This is a genomic window from Flavobacterium sp. CF108 (assembly GCF_900129795.1).
In the GTDB taxonomy this organism is placed as follows: Bacteria; Bacteroidota; Bacteroidia; order Flavobacteriales; family Flavobacteriaceae; genus Flavobacterium.
This window is the reverse complement of record NZ_FQWW01000001.1, coordinates 369,472-386,335: the sequence shown is the minus strand read 5'-3', so window position 1 is coordinate 386,335 and position 16,864 is coordinate 369,472. Positions and strand designations below refer to the sequence as shown.

Genomic DNA, 16,864 nt, shown 5'->3' with positions numbered 1-16,864 from the left:
CTAAAAAGTTTGTGATGAGAAAAAGATATAAAGTTTACTATTTGTAAATAAATGCAATTAGGCTGAGATTATTTTGATACGACATTCATAACCGAAATTAATAGTATCGTGTAATGAAAAAGAAGCAGGTTTTTAAAATTTGTGCTTTCCTGCTGGCTTTAAGAGCCATTTTTGCATTATTGACCGTTTTGGTTTTTACAAATCCTTAACAAAATGGACACCAATCAACACCTACATTGTTGACGAAATTAATGTTGAAAAAACTTTGATAACAGATTTGGCGTTAAAAATGAAGTGGTTGCAACATTAACAAATGATAATCCAGATGCTTTATTTATGCATTTTATGTCGATCACGCAGGCGACTTAAGAAGATTTTTTTTACAGAAAAGCCTTGTTTCAAAGCCATGATTTTGTTTTTAAGTATTATAATTTTATTTCGATTTTTTTCTTTTTTAAAACTTATTGTTATTTCTGAAATCAGGTATAACTACCTGATTTTTATATTTTTATAATAATTATATTTGATATGCTCTTTATGGTTAAGGAAAATAAACCTAATTTTTTTTCAATTTAAAGTACAATGCAATTTAAAAATTACCAATATGCTATTCTCTGGATGGTACGGAATTTATAGTTGTTTAGCTATTTGTTGTACCTATTCTTTTATAATTTAAAACCGAAATACAATGCCAAAAAACATAGTAATCTGTTGTGATGGAACTGATAATAAGTTAACAATCAACGAAAACACAAATGTACTGCATTTATACAGCTGCCTTGAAAAAAGCGACAGACAGGTTACTTATTACCACCCCGGAGTGGGAACCATTGCTCCAAGTGGAGCCAGAAATTGGCTTAGCAGAAAATGGCATATTATAAAAGATCAGGTATCTGCATCGAGTCTAGAAGAAAATGTAAAAAATGCTTACCTTTTTTTGATGGACAACTATCAGGATGGTGACAAAATTTACCTGTTTGGATTCAGTCGGGGAGCATATACAGTAAGAATGCTCAGCGGATTAATTGAAATGTTTGGCTTATTGCAAAAAGGGAACTACAGCCATTTAAGATATGCTCTTGAAATTTATGTAAAGGGAGACAAGATGTTTGAGATAGCCAATGCCTTTCGATCCAGATTTTCAAGAAAAATAGATATTCATTTTATTGGAATATGGGATACGGTTGTTGCAGCGGGAGGTCTTATAAATTATTATAAAAGTTTTCCATATTCCAGAAGTTTAGGTGTCGCCAAAACAATCAGACATGCTATTTCTATAGATGAAAGAAGAAAGCATTATGATTTCTATGAAGTTTCAGAATCGCACACGAGCTGTAAACAAGTTCTTTTTGCAGGAGTTCATTCTGATGTGGGTGGTTCTTATCCTGTTGAAGGCTTGTCTAAATTAGCTTTAGAATGGATGCTTGGAGAAGCCTCAAATCATGATTTAATACTTTTAAAAAATAAAGTCGAGCGTTATGTGTATGGTGTACGATCTAATTACCAAAAACCTGATTTTACACTTGAAATTCACAACTCGCTTACATTTGGGTTTAAGATATTTGATTTTATACCCAGAGCGCGATATAAAAAGAACGGCTGGTTCTATGAGATGACATTTGATTTTAGATTGTGGCCTCAAAGAAAATTTGCAAATAGTGCATATATCCATCAAAGTGTAATCAACAAAATAGCAGCCAATAAATACAAACCTGCCAATCTGGATTTGGCCAATAATAAACATCGTATAGAAGTAAATCAGGTTATAAAGTACATTAAATAGATTTTACAGATATAAAATTTACTCTGATTTACTGCAGATACTAAGATGGGTTTTTATTATAAAGAAGATAAGCTGGCGGTAAGATAGATCTGTAAAAAATGAATACCGATAAATTGCTGGTATGCCTGCAATTGTGAAAAACGAGAGTATTTAGATTTTATTAAAAACAATAACTTTAAAAAAATGGCAACAGGAAAACAATTTATTGAATTAGCCTCAAAGCATATTGGAGAAAAGTATGTATTGGGAGCTACAGTGCCTTTTGAAAATTCTATTTATAAAGGCCCTTGGGATTGTGCTGAATTTGTTAGCTGGGTGGTTTATCAAATTTCCGGAATAAAGGCAGGGATAAAAGGTAATGAAGCTTATACAGGATATTGGGCAAACGATGTGGGAAAAACTTGCACGAAAATAAGTATTAGTGAAGCTGCGCAAACCTTTGGAGCTATACTTTTTAGGTCACCAGGTTATAAAGGAATTAAAATTGGACACATTGCCTTTAGTGATGGCACAGGCGGAACGATTGAGGCCAAAAGTTCAAAAGATAATGTGTGCAGAAGCCAGATTAAGGGGCGACAATGGGAATACGGAATATTAGTTAATAACATAGATTATGAAGTAAATACCTCATTTGTATTTGATTATAATAACCCGCCTTTTAATTTTTATGTAACTTCTCCTATAATGAAACATTTAATTGTGGAGGAAACGAAACGTAAGCTGGCTAAAATTAATATCTTTCACGGAAACATCGATCAGGTTTATGATAAAGAAACCGCTATTGCAGTTTCAAATTACCAAGCAATGAAAGGACTTGTGGTTGATGGGGTTTTAGGTAAGGATACTTTAACCTCACTTAAAGTGAAACAATATACTACCATTGAAAAAAGCTTAATATGGTTTAAACAGAATTTTGAGGAAAAAATAAATAAAAAGTTAGCTGGCACACCTTTTAATTTACCTCTTATAATGGCCATTGCTTATCAGGAGACTGGTTATGTATGGAGCAGAATGATAGATAAAACTACTATCGAAGATTTGCTTATGTGCTGTACTGGTGATACTCTGGATTCTCCTAACCGAAGTGCATTCCCTAAAAATAAAGCAGAACTCATCGCGCACCCAAACGGAAATAAAATGTTTGACATAGGGAGAGAAGCGTTAAAAAACGTTGGCAGATGGGATACCACCTATAAAAATTTATATAATACCAGACCTGATAAATTTTGTCATGGATATGGTATTTTTCAGTACGATCTTCAGTTTTTTAAAACAAACCCTAATTTTTTTCTCAACAAAGAGTGGAGCAATATCGAAAAAGTAATCGAAATGGCAGTAAATGAACTTAAAGCGGCACAAAATAGAATTCCGTCATTTAAAGGAAAAACGGCACTCACAAATACGGAGAAAATTTATGCAGCAATTGCTTACAATAAAGGAACAGCTGATATTAATAAAGATTTTAAGCAAGGACATAAAAATGAGTCAGGGAAATATTATGGAGAATTAGTTAATGAATACTATAAACTGGCGTTGCAATTATAAATTCCCTTTAAAAAGTAAATATAATACAATCCGCCGTAATACTTTTTATCGTGATTTAGATAAAAAATGGATATGCAGACAAGAATAAAACTTAGTCTTATTGTTTTATTTTCGTTTGCATATCCAATATATGGTAAGTGATTATATAGCGCTGATTTTTATAGAGCTGGCTTTATCATTAAAACCTCCTAAACAACTATTGTTTCCTGTTATTACAACAGATTCACCTCCAAAATTATCGTTTTGGTAGAATGTAATTTTGTATCCACTTTCTAAACGAACAGAAGACAAATCATCATTTACAATACCATACGATTTTAGCTGAGCCAATGTATAATCGCCAACAGGTAAAGCAATTGCATAACCTGTGTAGCTGCAATTTTGGTAAACAGTTACAATACCTCCAGCTGAACCATTGTATTTATTATCAGTATAGTTACGTGATAAATTGCCTACACCATCAAAATAATTATCAGCTAATTTAGCAGGATCTGTTGCAAATTCTCCGCCTTGTACAATAGCATCATTTCCATCATTCCATGCCCAAGGAGCATTAGCACCGCCAGTTTTAAAATCATTTCCTTTAAATCCTCCGCCCGGGCTGGAAAACAATTCAGTATTGAATCGTTGATCCCATAATCCTCCGCTTTCAAAAATATCAACAAGTTTGTATTCCACGTAAGTGTCATAATTATCAGATGGTATTTGTGCAGTTCCACTTGCCGAAGGGTAGTAGATAATTCCGTCTCCATCTATATCATGCTGCGGCCACGCTTTAAGGCTATGTCCTTTAGAATCTTGCGCAGTAACAGGGTGCAATTCTCCGTTATAATCTCTCATTTGTAAAGTTCCATCAACACTTTCCAGTCCGCTTACAAAAGAACTTCCAGATGGTACATACGAAAAGAAATCAGAGTGACTTACTGTAACAGCTCCTTTTAAAGAACCATAAGTAGAACCATCTCTTTCTACAATCATTAATACACCTTCTAAATCATTTTCATGCTGGTCTAAACTATATAAAAATGGGTTATCTGTCCAATCGCGCGGAGAAAAGAAAGCATAAGTAATATACCAATGCGTATTCGATTCTACTACAGAATAATAACAATGTGCAGCTAAAGAATTAGCATAAGCAGGAAGGTTGTTCCAGTTGTTTTCGGCATTCCAGTCGTTGTCGTAGTTAATAGCAGTAATGTAATCTGATTTTCCACCTTCAGCATAAGTTCCAGTTGCATCTACATCTCTGTAATGAATAGGAGCCCATCTTCTTGCCAAATTAGAACTTGCCGATGCACTAATTTTTCTGAAGTTTTGCTGTTCTTTTGCGGCAGCAGAAGTTTCCGTTTCATCTAATGTCGTGTCCTGACATGAAAATGTAATGGCCGACAGCATAATAATTAAGGCTGTACTTAATACCTTTTTTGGATTCTGTTTTTTCATAATTCTAGTTTTAATGGTTTATAAAATATTTAAATTCAATGATTTTTTATATTATTTAATAGCAATAACCAACTGAGAAATAAAAAGTAATCAGCAGCAGCAGAAACTTTGTTTTCTGAAAATTTTGTCGATAGAACGGATTGTTTTTGAATTATAATTCTTACTACTTGTAAGTACCTTAAAAGAGAAATCGTACTACTGGGACAGTATTATAATACGGTTAACAAAAAGTTAACAGGAAAAGGTAGAAGATGCAGCTGCTGAACTCAATAAAAATGATTAGGTTCAAACGGCATATTACGGAGTTAAAATAGTATACCGGAATAAGTTATAATCATGATATTATACAGGTTAAGATATGTTACCAATAAATTAAATTATGGTTAACAGCCTGTCTATACTTATATTTTAAAATAATTAATCCTGAAATTTACAAGTATCAATAAAGTATAAACCATTTTTTTTACGTGCAAAACCATCTTATACCTTCAGAAATTTCGTGGCTCTCTTTCAATAACTGTATTTTGGATGAAGCCGATGATTCCAATAATTCGTTATACGAAAGAATTAAATTTTTAGCCATTCATTCTTCTAATTTAGATGAATTTTTTAGGGTTAAAATCAGAAAACTACTGATTAAAAATTCAAAAAAGAACACAGAATTACTGAATAAAATTTTAGCAGAAGTTAATCTCCAGCAAAACAGGTTTGGAGCAATTTGGAAGAAATCAATACTGCCAGAATTAGCTGCCAATAATATTGTTTATTATGAAAATCAAGAGCTTACAGAAGAGCATCTGCAGGAGATCGAATATTATTTTAAAAGTATCATTCTCTCTTATATTCAGGTTATTTATATTTCAATAAACCAGCCTAAAACGTATTTTTTAAACAATCGCAGTTTATACTTTTTGGTAAAGTTAAAAGATACTTCGGGTAACTTTAATTACGCTTATTTGAATATTCCTTCGGATAAACTGGATCGATATAAAAAATTGCAAAGTCAGGGCGATACGCATTATATTATTTCGATTGATACTATAATAAAGAATTGTTTATCGCTTATATTTCCTTCTGGAAAAGTGGTTTCTTGCAATGCTATAAAATTAAACCGTGATGAAAATTATTTAATAGAAGATGAAAATTCAGGAGATTTAATTGCGAAAATTGAAGCAAAAATTGAAGAACGAAAACGTGGTTCATCGACAAGATTTCTGTATGATTCTAATATGGATGCTGAAACAATTTCGGTATGTAAAAAAACGTTTCGCCTTAAAAAAGATGAAATGATAAAAGGAGGAAGCCATCATAATCTTTATGATTTATTCAAGTTTCCAAACCCTGTAAAACCAAATCTTCAAGGAGCAAATTATCCGGGTCTCAAACATCTGCCTTTTGAAAGCAAAAAGTCGGTTTTTGAAATTATTGACAAACAAAATCAATTGCTTCATTTTCCGTATCAATCGTATTATTATGTCCTTCAGTTTTTTAATCAGGCGGCAATTAACAGAAACGTCCTGGAGATAAAAATTACTTTATACCGAATTTCATCACAATCTTTAATTGCAAATGCTTTGATAAGTGCGGCTAAAAATGGCAAAAAAGTAACTGTTTTTGTAGAGGTCAAAGCACGTTTTGATGAATACAATAATTTATTCTGGTCCCGAGAAATGAAAAATGCCGGAATAAAAATCATTCAAAGCATGCCGAATTTAAAAGTTCATGCTAAAGTTGCAATGGTGACCATGAAAGACAAATACGGCAATAAAAAACACTATAATTACTTGTCAACTGGAAATTTTAATGAAAGTACAGCCAATATTTATTCTGATTTTGGGTTTTTTACTTCTGAAAAAAAATATACAGACGATCTAAAAAAAGTCTTTGCATTTTTAAAAACCAAGAAAAAGGCAGGCGTACCCAAACATATTATGGCCGCAGGCTATAATATGAAAGAGATGTTAATAGAATTAATAAATACCGAAATAGAAAATAAAAAAGCGGGTAGAGAAGCTGCAGTGTTTTTAAAAGTAAACGGAGTTGATGAGAAAGATATTATTGATAAACTTATTGAAGCAAGCAGGGCAGGTGTTCAAATAACATTGATTGTACGCGGTATTTGCACCTTATTGCCGGGAATTAAATATGTGAGTGAGAACATAAAAATCTACAGAATTGTAGATATGTTTTTGGAACATTCCAGAATTTACAAGTTTACAAATAATGGTGAGGAAAAAATCTATTTGTCATCTGCAGATATGTTAAGCCGAAATTTAAACAGAAGGATAGAAGTTGCTTTTCCGTTGTATGATGAAAAACACATTGCAGAAATTAATGAAATTATTCAGCTGCAGCTAGAAGATAACACAAAAAGAAGAACCATAAATAGTGAAGGGAACAATGAATTGGAGATTCTAAATATAGATGAACCAAGACGTGCGCAAACCGAAATTTATGACTGGCTTGCGGAGTGTAATATGAAATGATTTTAAGTGAAGATATTATTTTTATAGAAAATTGGATCGATGCAGATTCTTATGTTTCAATACAAAGATCATTTAAATAACAATAGTAAATAGGAATTAAAAATATTTACAATCAAAAAAAACATTAAATTTGGGTATTAATATTACAATAAGAAATCATGTTTCTAAAAGAAATAAAAGTTACAAATTTTAAATGTCTTTCCAATATCAGCTTATCTTTTGAAAAGGATAAGAGGAGTAATAGAAAATGGACTTTAATTTTGGGAGAAAATGGTACGGGTAAAAGTAATGTATTAAAAGCCATTGCTTTACTAACGTCTGGAAGTAATGCATTAGGAGAGCTTTTAGGAAATATAGATTCTTGGATAAAATTAGGTGAAAACAGCTGTTCAATTAGTGCGGTAATAGAAACAAAAAGAGGTGAAGAGCGCGATATTTCTCTGAAATTTGAAAGAGGAGATAATCTTTCGAAAGTTATTTCTAATAATAGAGAATCTTTGCATTTAATTGACGAAGCTATTGAAAACGCAAATAGGAATTATTTTATTGTTGCTTATGGAGCAAGCAGAAGATTATCAAACGAAGTGTTTTCTAATTTTGAAAAGAGCAGAAATGCACGTTCTATGAACGTTAGAAACTTATTTGATAATTCTTCAACGTTAAACCCTTTAACTGCCTGGATTATCGAGCTGGATTATCGTTCTGGTGAAGAAGGAATTAATTTGGTCAAAGAAGCATTGTCAGATTTTTTGCCTGGAATTATATTTCATTCTATAGATAAGGAGAAAAAGCAGGTAATGTTTAAAACCATTGATGGATTAATTTCACTTGATCAATTAAGCGATGGATATCAAAATATGGCTGCATGGATAGGAGATTTGCTTTTTAGAATTACTGAAGCTTTTAGAGGTTATAAAAAACCGTTAGAATCAAGAGGGCTTTTATTGATAGATGAATTAGATCTGCATCTGCATCCAAAATGGCAAAGAAAATTACTAGAATTTATAAGTAAAAAACTGCCAAATTTTCAAGTTGTTGCCACAACACATTCACCACTTACTGCACAGCAGGCAGGTACTGGAGAATTATTTGCTTTAAAAAGAAATGACAAAGATGTTGTTGAAATTATACCATTCATTGGTTCTCCAAAATCATTATTAGTTAATCAACTGCTTATGACTCCTGTTTTTGGATTGGAAACAGATGAAAGCTACGAAATACAGAACGTTAAAAAAGAATATGAGGTTTTAAAATCTAAAGGTGATTCTTTAAATGAAACGGAAAAGAAAACAATGAAGATTGTAAAAAGTAAATTAAAAGATTTACCTCAGAGAAATGTGCTGACTTCAAGTTCGAAAGAATTGGAACTGCTTCAAAAAATTGAAGAGAAATTAAACATTAAGATATAGTTCATGATATCTTTAGAACGACTTAGAACTGCCAGCGTAATCCACGCGAAATACCGAGGTGCGGATAAAATAGAAAGAGATATAGAATTAATGTTAGCTCGAAGATCTTTTTTAAATGATAATACTCCAATTTTATTTAATAGTGCTTTTTGGAAAACAGCTAAAAAACAGCTCAAAAAAGAAAGCTTTGGAAAATGTGCCTATTGTGAGGCAAACACTGATGTTGTAGCGCATGGAGATGTCGAACATTACAGACCCAAAAGTACTTATTGGTGGTTAGCATACACTTATGATAACTATTTGTTTGCCTGCCAGATTTGTAATCAAACTTATAAAAGCGATAATTTCCCACTTAGACAGGGTGCTATTCCGTATCCTTGTCCTTCAGTAATTAATATCAGTACTGACCCCGAAATTAATTTACTGGCAGGGAATATTTCACCCGATCCAATTGAGGTAGGGTTAAATTATACGCTTCAAACATATATTGATGAGCATTTAAGGGAACAAGCTTTGTTACTCAATCCATATTTTGATAATCCAGAAGTTTATTTTGCTTATGAAGCAGACGATGTAACTCAGGAAGTAAAAATTATTCCCACACAAAAAAGATATGCTGAATATGTAGAAGCTGCGGAGGATTTTTATGGAATAAATCGTATAGAATTAAAAAGCTTGAGATATTCTGTTTATAAAAATTTTAGAACTTTTAAATTATCATATCGAGTCCTTACGGATGCTGTTGTTAAAAGGGAAGTTCAAAAACAAATAGAAGATATGCTTTCAAGTAAATATCTTTTTGCTGGAATGAATAGATATTTTGATACATTACTATAAATTGTTTGATATCATAAATTAGTTAAGCTCTCTAAATAGGAGAGCTTTTTTGTTGTAATAATCCATTTGTAATTGATGTCTTAATAATTATAAATAAATTTACATTCCCTTCATAATTAACATATTAATAACCTGTTCTGATATAGTTTGCGTTTGTAGTTATTAATAATTCGTTGAAATAATTATAATAATATTATAATTGAAATTTTGGAGATAAACGAATTAGATCAAATAACTTTAATGTTTTAACGGATATAAAGGTTACTAACGAAATAGAGTTCGTTTTAACCTTTACCTTATCGCCTAAACATTAGCTGCAAATGAAAACATTCCAATTCAGAACCGATGATTTGACCCAGTACACCGTTAATATTTCCCAAATTACCTGCATGTTTCCAGCAGATGAATCTTTAGGAACCTGGATTTATTTAAGCTGCGGAACCAGATTAAAAACACTTTTAGTTCTTGAAATTGTTTTAGAAATGATAGGCAAAGCTGAAAATGAGTGATTAAGAATTTGACAAAAACAAAAAAACAGCTCAGGAAGCTGTTTAGAAGATTTTGTTGGGACAAAAAAGGGGATTATAGGCTAAAAGAAGGGATTTGATTTAGACTTTCGTCTAATTGTAGTGTTCTCTCTTTTTTAGCAGTAACTTTAATCTGGTGTTTTGCAGCTTTTCCATTTTCTATTATTTCTAAGAAATAAATTCCAGATGGATAACCTTGTAAACTAATTGTTTTTGATATTTCAAATTTGTTTATTTCAGGTTCTCCGGAGTAAATTAAATTGTGATTTTGATCACATATAGTAAAAGATGCATTTTCAGCACCATCTAGAGTAAAGCTTACCACTTTTCCGTTTCCAGCATCAATCATCAAAACGTAGTCTCCTTTTTCTTCATCAGCATAAGTGTAAAGTGATGATAGTAATAAGGCATCCTCAGTTAAAACTGTTTTACTAAATTTTGTCATTTTTTAATTGCTTGATAGTCAGGTATAATTGAGGCGCAAAATTATAAAAGAAATTCAATTTTATTCAAAAAAAACTTATTTATTATTGTGTAAATTACTGAATTACAGATGTTTTAGTGTTTTTGCTAATATATATATTAAAAATGCAGCTCATTCATATTCTTTTTGTACATCTAAGAAAAAAATAGACTGATTATCAGTTTATTAATATTTTTTAAAAATGCAATAAAAAGGAGAATATCCTGTTTTTGGCTTCTAAGCTGCTTAAACAAGATTTTTTTAATGCCGATGGTTTTATAAAAAGCAGCTTAGATTGAAGAATTAAGATTATTTTTATACGCTAGCTTTTAAAATAGATAACAGAGTATAATCAGGAATCTTTTTTTGCCCTGAGCATACTAAGAAACTGCGGTGTAAACCCCAAAAAAGAGGCAAGCATATATTGCGGAATTCTTTGTACAAATCCCGGAAAGGAAGTGCTAAATTGCTGGTAACGTTCTTCTGCCGAATGGCAAAGAATAATCTCCATTTTTTTGAGTGAAGCACTGTATGCCTTTTGCATCATAAGTCTAAAGTAAGTGTTCAGGCATGGTACATTGGTAAATAAATAATTATAATCAGCTCTTTTTAGAATTAAAACTTCGGTATCTTCAATTGCCTGAAGATTATATTCAGATGGTTTTTGGGTTTCAAAACTATTGTAATCGCTAATCCACCATTTTTCAATTCCAAATTGTAAAATCTGCTCGTTTCCGTTGTCGGTATTTTTATAAAGCCGAATGCAGCCCGACAATACAAAATAATAGGAATCACATACTTCAAATTCCGTAAGCAAAAACTCCTTTCGGGACACTTTTTTATGCTCCAGTTTATCTTTAAGTATTTCCTTTTCCTGATCAGAAATAGAAGTATAATTTGAAATATGTGCAAAGAGAATTTCGTACATAAGATTCGTTTTAATTAACTGGTATTCAATGAGTATTTTGGAATTCAGAAAAAAAATACTCTGGAAATATTTCTTCAAATACATTAACTTTTTTCTCCTTATAAAGGTACAACTTTGCATATATAAATGAATAAGAGAAAAAAAACATTTACAAAAAACAGATAAGACTGCACGGTAAAAAAAACTAAGATACTGAGCTGTTTCATTGGTTTAATTTAATACCAAACATCATGAAAAAATCATTTTTAAATAAGAAAAAAGTCGTCGTAATTGGCGGTGGTTTTGCCGGATTAAATCTTGTACAAAATCTGCGTAAAAATTCTAATTATAGTATCACAGTAGTAGACCGAAACAATTATAATTATTTCTCTCCATTGCTGTATCAGGTTGCTGCAAGCTTTCTGGAACCTTCAAGTATAAGTTATCCGTTTAGGAAAATGTTTCAGGATCAAAATATCAATTTCCGTATGGGAGAAGTGGTAAGTATTGATCAGGAAAACAAAATTATAACATTAAATAACGGTGAGTTAGAATATGATATTCTGGTATTTGCCGCAGGAGCCAAAACTAATTTTTATGGTATCGAAAGTGTTCAAAAAAATGCTATACCTATGAAAACGGTTGATGATGCTTTAAAGATGCGAAATGCATTGTTGAAGAATTTGGAACGAGCTTCTATAACAACTGATATTAAAGAACGTGAAATATTAATGACAATTGTTGTTGCCGGAGGCGGGCCTACTGGTGTTGAAGTTGCAGGTATGCTTGCAGAGATGAAAAAACATCTTTTAGTAAAAGACTATCCTGAACTTGCCAATACCAATGTAAGCATCTATATCGTTGACAGTATGCCGGTGCTGCTGGCTAACCTGAGTAAAAAAACACATCGCGAAACGTATAAAGCACTTGAAAATTTAGATGTAAAAATCAAGCTAAATACACAGGTAAAATCATATATGGATGATGAAGTGCAATTTACAAATGGAGAATCTATTAAAACCAAAAGTCTTATTTGGACTGCTGGTGTAACGGCTAATGTATTTGATGGAATTCCGCAGACAAGTTTGGGAAAAGGAAACAGAATGATTGTAGATCAATACAATAAATTAATGTCTTCTGATGCTGTATATGCCATTGGAGACAGCTGTATTCAGAGTTCTGATCCTAATTATCCAAACGGACATCCGCAGCTGGCGCAGGTTGCTATTCAGCAAGGAAAGTTATTGGCAAAAAACCTTTCTTTGATTGCAAAAGGAAAAGCACAAAAGTCTTTTATTTATTTTGATAAAGGAGACATGGCTATTGTAGGGAGACACAATGCTGTGGTTGATCTTTTTAAACATAAACTGCATCTTAGTGGTTTTCTCGCCTTAATGGCGTGGCTTTTTATTCATCTTTTTGGTTTGGCAAACTATAACAATAAGCTTAAAACATTTTACAATTGGATTGTGGCGTATATCACGAAAGATCAATCTTTACGAATGATTTTTAGATCATAAAAAGAAAGTTTTTCATTTTTGTTATTTTACACGTTTCCCTTGTTCCGTAGGAACATTTCATTGGTAGAAAAATTATATTGTTATAATGGATTACGTTCCATAGGGACGTTTGATTTAGACATTGTTTTTTAATAATTTGATCTATCAAACGTTCCTATGGAACGTAAATGTGGTTAATCTTTATTTTTTTCTACCTACGAAACATTTCTATGGAATGATAAATCGGATATCAAAAAGTGACCAATTAAGTCACTAAAAACAAACAAAATAATTATAGTAAAAGAGATGCCTCGACTTTTGAGACAGCCTCATTTTTTTGAATGATTATTATTTTGCAAGCCAAAGATTTATATCATCAAGCATTTGTTTGTTTATAGTATGACCTCCTTCGTAAGACTTAAATTCCGGATTCATTTCTTTTGATTTTAGATAAGTTACAGCTTCGAGTGCATAAGGCAGATGAAGAACCGGATCTTGTCTTCCGTGCAAAACAAGAACTTTAAGGTTTTCAAGACGTTTTTCATCAGCTATAAGAGGTTGTACTTCGGGAAGAAGTCTGCCGCTGATAACGGCAATTCCTTTTATTTTTTCAGGAGCCGTAAGAGCCGCGCTGTAACTCATGATTCCTCCTTGGCTAAAACCTATTAAATAAACCTGTTTTTCATCAAAATTAAGCTCATGTTTTAAATCTTCTATAAAATCTAAAATCGTTACTCTCGCAGCTTCAGCCTGCTGTTCGTTGATTTGTGGTTTTCCCTCAACGAAATTTACCTGAAACCACGCAAAACTTTCGGGGCCAAAAGTAAGCGGCCCGCGTGCAGAGACTACCAAAAAGTTATCGGGTAAATCATTGGCAAAAGAAAAAAGGTTCTGCTCATTTCCGCCTACGCCGTGCAATAACAAAATTAAAGACGGATTTGTAGTTTTGATTTTAGGTTGTCTTATCAAATAATGTAGTTTGGTATTTTCTCTGCTTGAATTCATAATAGTGAAACTAAAAATTGAAATTAAAATAAGGATGCCAAAGGATATCCAAAAATGCTTTTTTACAATCATGCCTTGTCAATTTTGATCGACATCATGTTGAGTGATCCGGCTACTAAGGCATCATTAAATACAGTAGCTTTTTCGTCTTTTTCTTTAAGTGCTAATATGTATAACATTGGAATATAATGTTCTGGAGTAGGAACAGCGAGTTCGAATTCACGTCCTTGTTTATCAAAATTGACAAGCGATTGATGATCATCTTCCAAAATCATTTGTTTCATTTTTTCATTTGCAATATGAGCCCATTCGTAGGCATATCCGGGAACCATCATTTTATCCCAAGCCGCAAGCTGTAAATTATGTACCGAGTTTCCGCTTCCCACAATAAGCACACCTTTGCGTCTTAAGGCTGCCAATTCTTTTCCTAATTCATAATGATACGAAGCAGGTTTTGTATAATCGATACTCATTTCAATAATAGGAATATCGGCATTTGGATAAAGAAATTTTATTACAGACCAGCATCCGTGATCCAGACCCCAGTCATTACTGAGTCCAACCGGAGTAGAAGTGATAAGGTTTTGTGTTTCTAATGCTAATTCTGGACTTCCGGGCGCAGGATATTGCAGGTCAAAAAGAGCCTTTGGAAAACCGCCAAAATCATGAATCGTTTCCGGTTTTTGCATTGCGGTAACAAAAGTACCTTTAGTTTCCCAATGTGCAGAAATACAAAGTATAGCACGCGGCTTGGGCAATGTTTTGGCAATTTGTTCAAAACCCTGAGTAAAATTATTATCTGCAAGAGCATTCATCGGATTACCGTGTCCAAGAAAAAGAACCGGCATACGCTGTGTTGCACCAAAAGCATCTGTTGCTGTTTTAAGGGAGCTGAGCTGCATTGCTGCAGCTCCTAATGGTAAAATGGCCATAGTTTTTAAAAAATCTTTTCTGTCCATTTCTTCAATTTATTTACCTAGTATTTGCTCCATGTAGGCTTTATTATCCCAAAAAAGATATTCTTCCTGCATAGTTCCGTTTTCCCAAATTCCTATTGTTGCCATTGGCAGTCTGAATTTTTTACCTGTAGGCTGTATAAAGTTTCCGTCACCTGTTGGCATTGGTTTTGTAAAAGTTCCTTCCATGTAGCCCATTACAGCTGTAATATTGCCCGAACCAATTTTAATGGGATGTTCCTTAATTCTGGTATCAGGAGCATATACAAACATAGCATCCAAAGTTTTGATATGCTGCTCTAAACCAACTTCGGTATGACCATCAGGAAAATGTACTTTGATGTTTTTTGCATGGCTTTCGTGAAGTCTTGACCAGTCACGGTTACTAAAAACCGTAAAGTCTAAAGTGTCAAACGTTTCCAGATTTTTGGCTATTTGTGCATTTGCTACAGCGAGTTCTTTAATTTGTTTTACCAAATCAGCCTTATCATCTTTTTTCTGAGCGGTTACTGTAGTGCTTACAGTAAAAACAAGTGCCAAAGCGGCAGCTTGTATTAAAATTGAATTTTTCATAATATCATTTATTTTGTTGATACAAAGCTGCATCTAAATGATAAAGGAACGGTAACGCTTTTCGGAAGAATGGTTGTGTTTTTAGGAAAGCATTTTCAGCATTTCTTCCCGAAACTCAGTAGGAGTAAGGCCTGCTTTGCGTTTAAAGGCGTGAGTAAAATAGGTTTTTTCATTAAATCCGAGTTCATAACCTATTTCAGCAATATTTTTATCTGTGGTCATCAATAAGTTTTTGGCTTCGGTAAGTTTACGGGTTTCTATAATTTCCGAAACACTTTGCTGTAATACATTCTGGCAGATTAAATTGAGATTGCGTGTGGTCATGAAAAGTTTTTCGGCATAAAAATTCACATCTTTAGACTCTTTGTAATACTCTTCTAAAAGTCTTAGGAAATTTTTAAAAGTGCTGCTTTGTATTTTCTTTGACTCATCGTCGTTTAGGTTTAATTTGCGACGTTCAGATTCTATGATGGTAAAAAGTGTGCTTAACAATTGTCGGATAACAGCCAGGTCAGAGGCTTCCTGATTGTATTCCTCATGAATCATTTTACAGAGAATATCTAATTTTTCAAAACAGGCATTACTCTGCATACTGATGTTAGCCTTGTCATGAAAAGAAGCATAAAGACTAAAAATTGTTTCGGCAATAAATTCACTTTTAAATCTTAAAACCCACATATCGCACAAACCATCTTTAATAAGAGGTTTTACACGATGGATTTTTCCTCGGGTAACAAAACTAATAAAGGGCGCATCGATTAAACGGGATTTAAAATCTATAAAATGCTCGATCTGTCCTTGTCCGCCTATAATAAGTTCTTCAAAATCATGGGCATGAGGTTCGTTTACAGAATGCTGAATCTTTTCAGATTCAGCTGCTGTAATACGAAATATTTTAAAGATTTCTGTCATAGCGGTTTTTTGAAAGATAAGTTAAAAGTAAGTATTTATAATAAATTATGCATCGTGATTTTAAGTATTTGGATAACTGTCTAAAGTTTTAAGATTGTGCTTCAACCAAAAATATAGAACCGGAGGAAGCAGTAAATCGGCATAAAGAATACCAATAATGATTGGAGAAGGCGCACCATTAATTATCCATGCAGCGACACGGGCAATTCCCGCTGCAAATAATACCGCAAAAGCAGCATTTATTATGGGATAATAACGGCGTAAATCAGTGCAGGAAATTAATAATGCAACTCCAAGTAAAGAAAATGTAATACCATAAAAACGATTTTGACTATCAAATGACGGATTAGATGACATTTGAGCTGTTACAGGCGCACCAAGTGCAGCATCGGCATACATTCCCATAAACAAATGCAGTAACGATACTCCAATAAAGGCGACAGACAAGATTCTTACTGTTAGAATAAAAGATTTCATAAGCCAGGTTTTTTAAATTAGTTAAAGTGAAATTATCAGTAA

Annotated in this window: 15 protein-coding genes; 7 read left to right on the top strand and 8 right to left on the bottom strand. The window is 32.7% G+C overall.

Translation table 11 applies throughout. The features are described from left to right. Positions 1–688 precede the first annotated feature (688 nt). Together BUE10_RS01740 and BUE10_RS01735 are read left to right on the top strand one after the other, a co-directional pair. Positions 689–1,783, top strand: a complete 1,095-nt coding sequence (locus BUE10_RS01740; protein ID WP_073481632.1) for a DUF2235 domain-containing protein — start codon at positions 689–691, stop codon at positions 1,781–1,783. A gap of 183 nt (positions 1,784–1,966) precedes the next feature. Further along, the gene (locus BUE10_RS01735) at positions 1,967–3,328 is read left to right on the top strand and encodes a peptidoglycan-binding domain-containing protein (protein ID WP_073481629.1); all 1,362 of its coding nucleotides are present in this window, start codon (positions 1,967–1,969) and stop codon (positions 3,326–3,328) included. Between the two features lie 141 nt (positions 3,329–3,469). On the opposite strand, the gene BUE10_RS01730 is transcribed toward BUE10_RS01735, so the two are convergent. Then, on the bottom strand, positions 3,470–4,771 hold the full coding sequence (locus BUE10_RS01730) for a hypothetical protein (protein ID WP_073481627.1): 1,302 nt from the start codon (positions 4,769–4,771) through the stop codon (positions 3,470–3,472). A gap of 467 nt (positions 4,772–5,238) precedes the next feature. Between BUE10_RS01730 and ppk1 the strand changes: the two genes are divergently transcribed. From ppk1 to BUE10_RS01710, 4 genes are all read left to right on the top strand, one after another. Then, on the top strand, positions 5,239–7,257 hold the full coding sequence (gene ppk1 / locus BUE10_RS01725; RefSeq protein WP_073481624.1) for a polyphosphate kinase 1: 2,019 nt from the start codon (positions 5,239–5,241) through the stop codon (positions 7,255–7,257). Positions 7,258–7,415: 158 nt separating this feature from the next. Continuing rightward, entirely contained in the window at positions 7,416–8,666 is a 1,251-nt protein-coding gene (locus BUE10_RS01720; protein ID WP_073481621.1) for an AAA family ATPase, read from the top strand. A gap of 3 nt (positions 8,667–8,669) precedes the next feature. Continuing rightward, positions 8,670–9,503 carry an HNH endonuclease family protein gene (locus BUE10_RS01715; RefSeq protein WP_073481619.1) on the top strand — a complete coding sequence of 278 codons (834 nt, stop codon included), beginning with the start codon at positions 8,670–8,672 and terminating at the stop codon, positions 9,501–9,503. A 320-nt stretch (positions 9,504–9,823) separates the two neighbouring features. Then, positions 9,824–10,012 carry a hypothetical protein gene (locus BUE10_RS01710; protein ID WP_073481616.1) on the top strand — a complete coding sequence of 63 codons (189 nt, stop codon included), beginning with the start codon at positions 9,824–9,826 and terminating at the stop codon, positions 10,010–10,012. 73 nt (positions 10,013–10,085) lie between these two features. On the opposite strand, the gene BUE10_RS01705 is transcribed toward BUE10_RS01710, so the two are convergent. Beyond that, complete coding sequence (locus BUE10_RS01705; RefSeq protein WP_073481613.1) at positions 10,086–10,475, bottom strand: T9SS type A sorting domain-containing protein; 390 nt, start codon at positions 10,473–10,475, stop codon at positions 10,086–10,088. Positions 10,476–10,845: 370 nt separating this feature from the next. Continuing rightward, the gene (locus BUE10_RS01700) at positions 10,846–11,421 is read right to left on the bottom strand and encodes a Crp/Fnr family transcriptional regulator (RefSeq protein ID WP_073482993.1); all 576 of its coding nucleotides are present in this window, start codon (positions 11,419–11,421) and stop codon (positions 10,846–10,848) included. 230 nt (positions 11,422–11,651) lie between these two features. On the opposite strand from BUE10_RS01700, the gene BUE10_RS01695 reads away from it, so the two are divergent. Further along, the gene (locus BUE10_RS01695; protein ID WP_073481611.1) at positions 11,652–12,920 is read left to right on the top strand and encodes an NAD(P)/FAD-dependent oxidoreductase; all 1,269 of its coding nucleotides are present in this window, start codon (positions 11,652–11,654) and stop codon (positions 12,918–12,920) included. A 327-nt stretch (positions 12,921–13,247) separates the two neighbouring features. Here BUE10_RS01695 and BUE10_RS01690 read toward each other — a convergent pair whose 3' ends face one another. From BUE10_RS01690 to BUE10_RS01670, 5 genes are all read right to left on the bottom strand, one after another. After that, positions 13,248–13,904: an alpha/beta hydrolase gene (locus tag BUE10_RS01690; protein ID WP_073481608.1), complete on the bottom strand. Its 657-nt coding sequence runs from the start codon at positions 13,902–13,904 to the stop codon at positions 13,248–13,250. Between the two features lie 68 nt (positions 13,905–13,972). Further along, positions 13,973–14,863 (bottom strand): 4,5-DOPA-extradiol-dioxygenase, encoded by an 891-nt coding sequence (gene ygiD / locus BUE10_RS01685; protein ID WP_177178037.1) that lies wholly within the window; start codon positions 14,861–14,863, stop codon positions 13,973–13,975. Between the two features lie 9 nt (positions 14,864–14,872). After that, a complete protein-coding gene (locus BUE10_RS01680; protein ID WP_073481604.1) occupies positions 14,873–15,433 on the bottom strand; it encodes an ester cyclase in 561 nt (186 codons plus the stop codon). Between the two features lie 81 nt (positions 15,434–15,514). Continuing rightward, a complete protein-coding gene (locus tag BUE10_RS01675; protein ID WP_073481601.1) occupies positions 15,515–16,345 on the bottom strand; it encodes a helix-turn-helix transcriptional regulator in 831 nt (276 codons plus the stop codon). 60 nt (positions 16,346–16,405) lie between these two features. Further along, the gene (locus tag BUE10_RS01670; RefSeq protein ID WP_073481599.1) at positions 16,406–16,822 is read right to left on the bottom strand and encodes a DUF4345 domain-containing protein; all 417 of its coding nucleotides are present in this window, start codon (positions 16,820–16,822) and stop codon (positions 16,406–16,408) included. Positions 16,823–16,864: the final 42 nt, after the last annotated feature.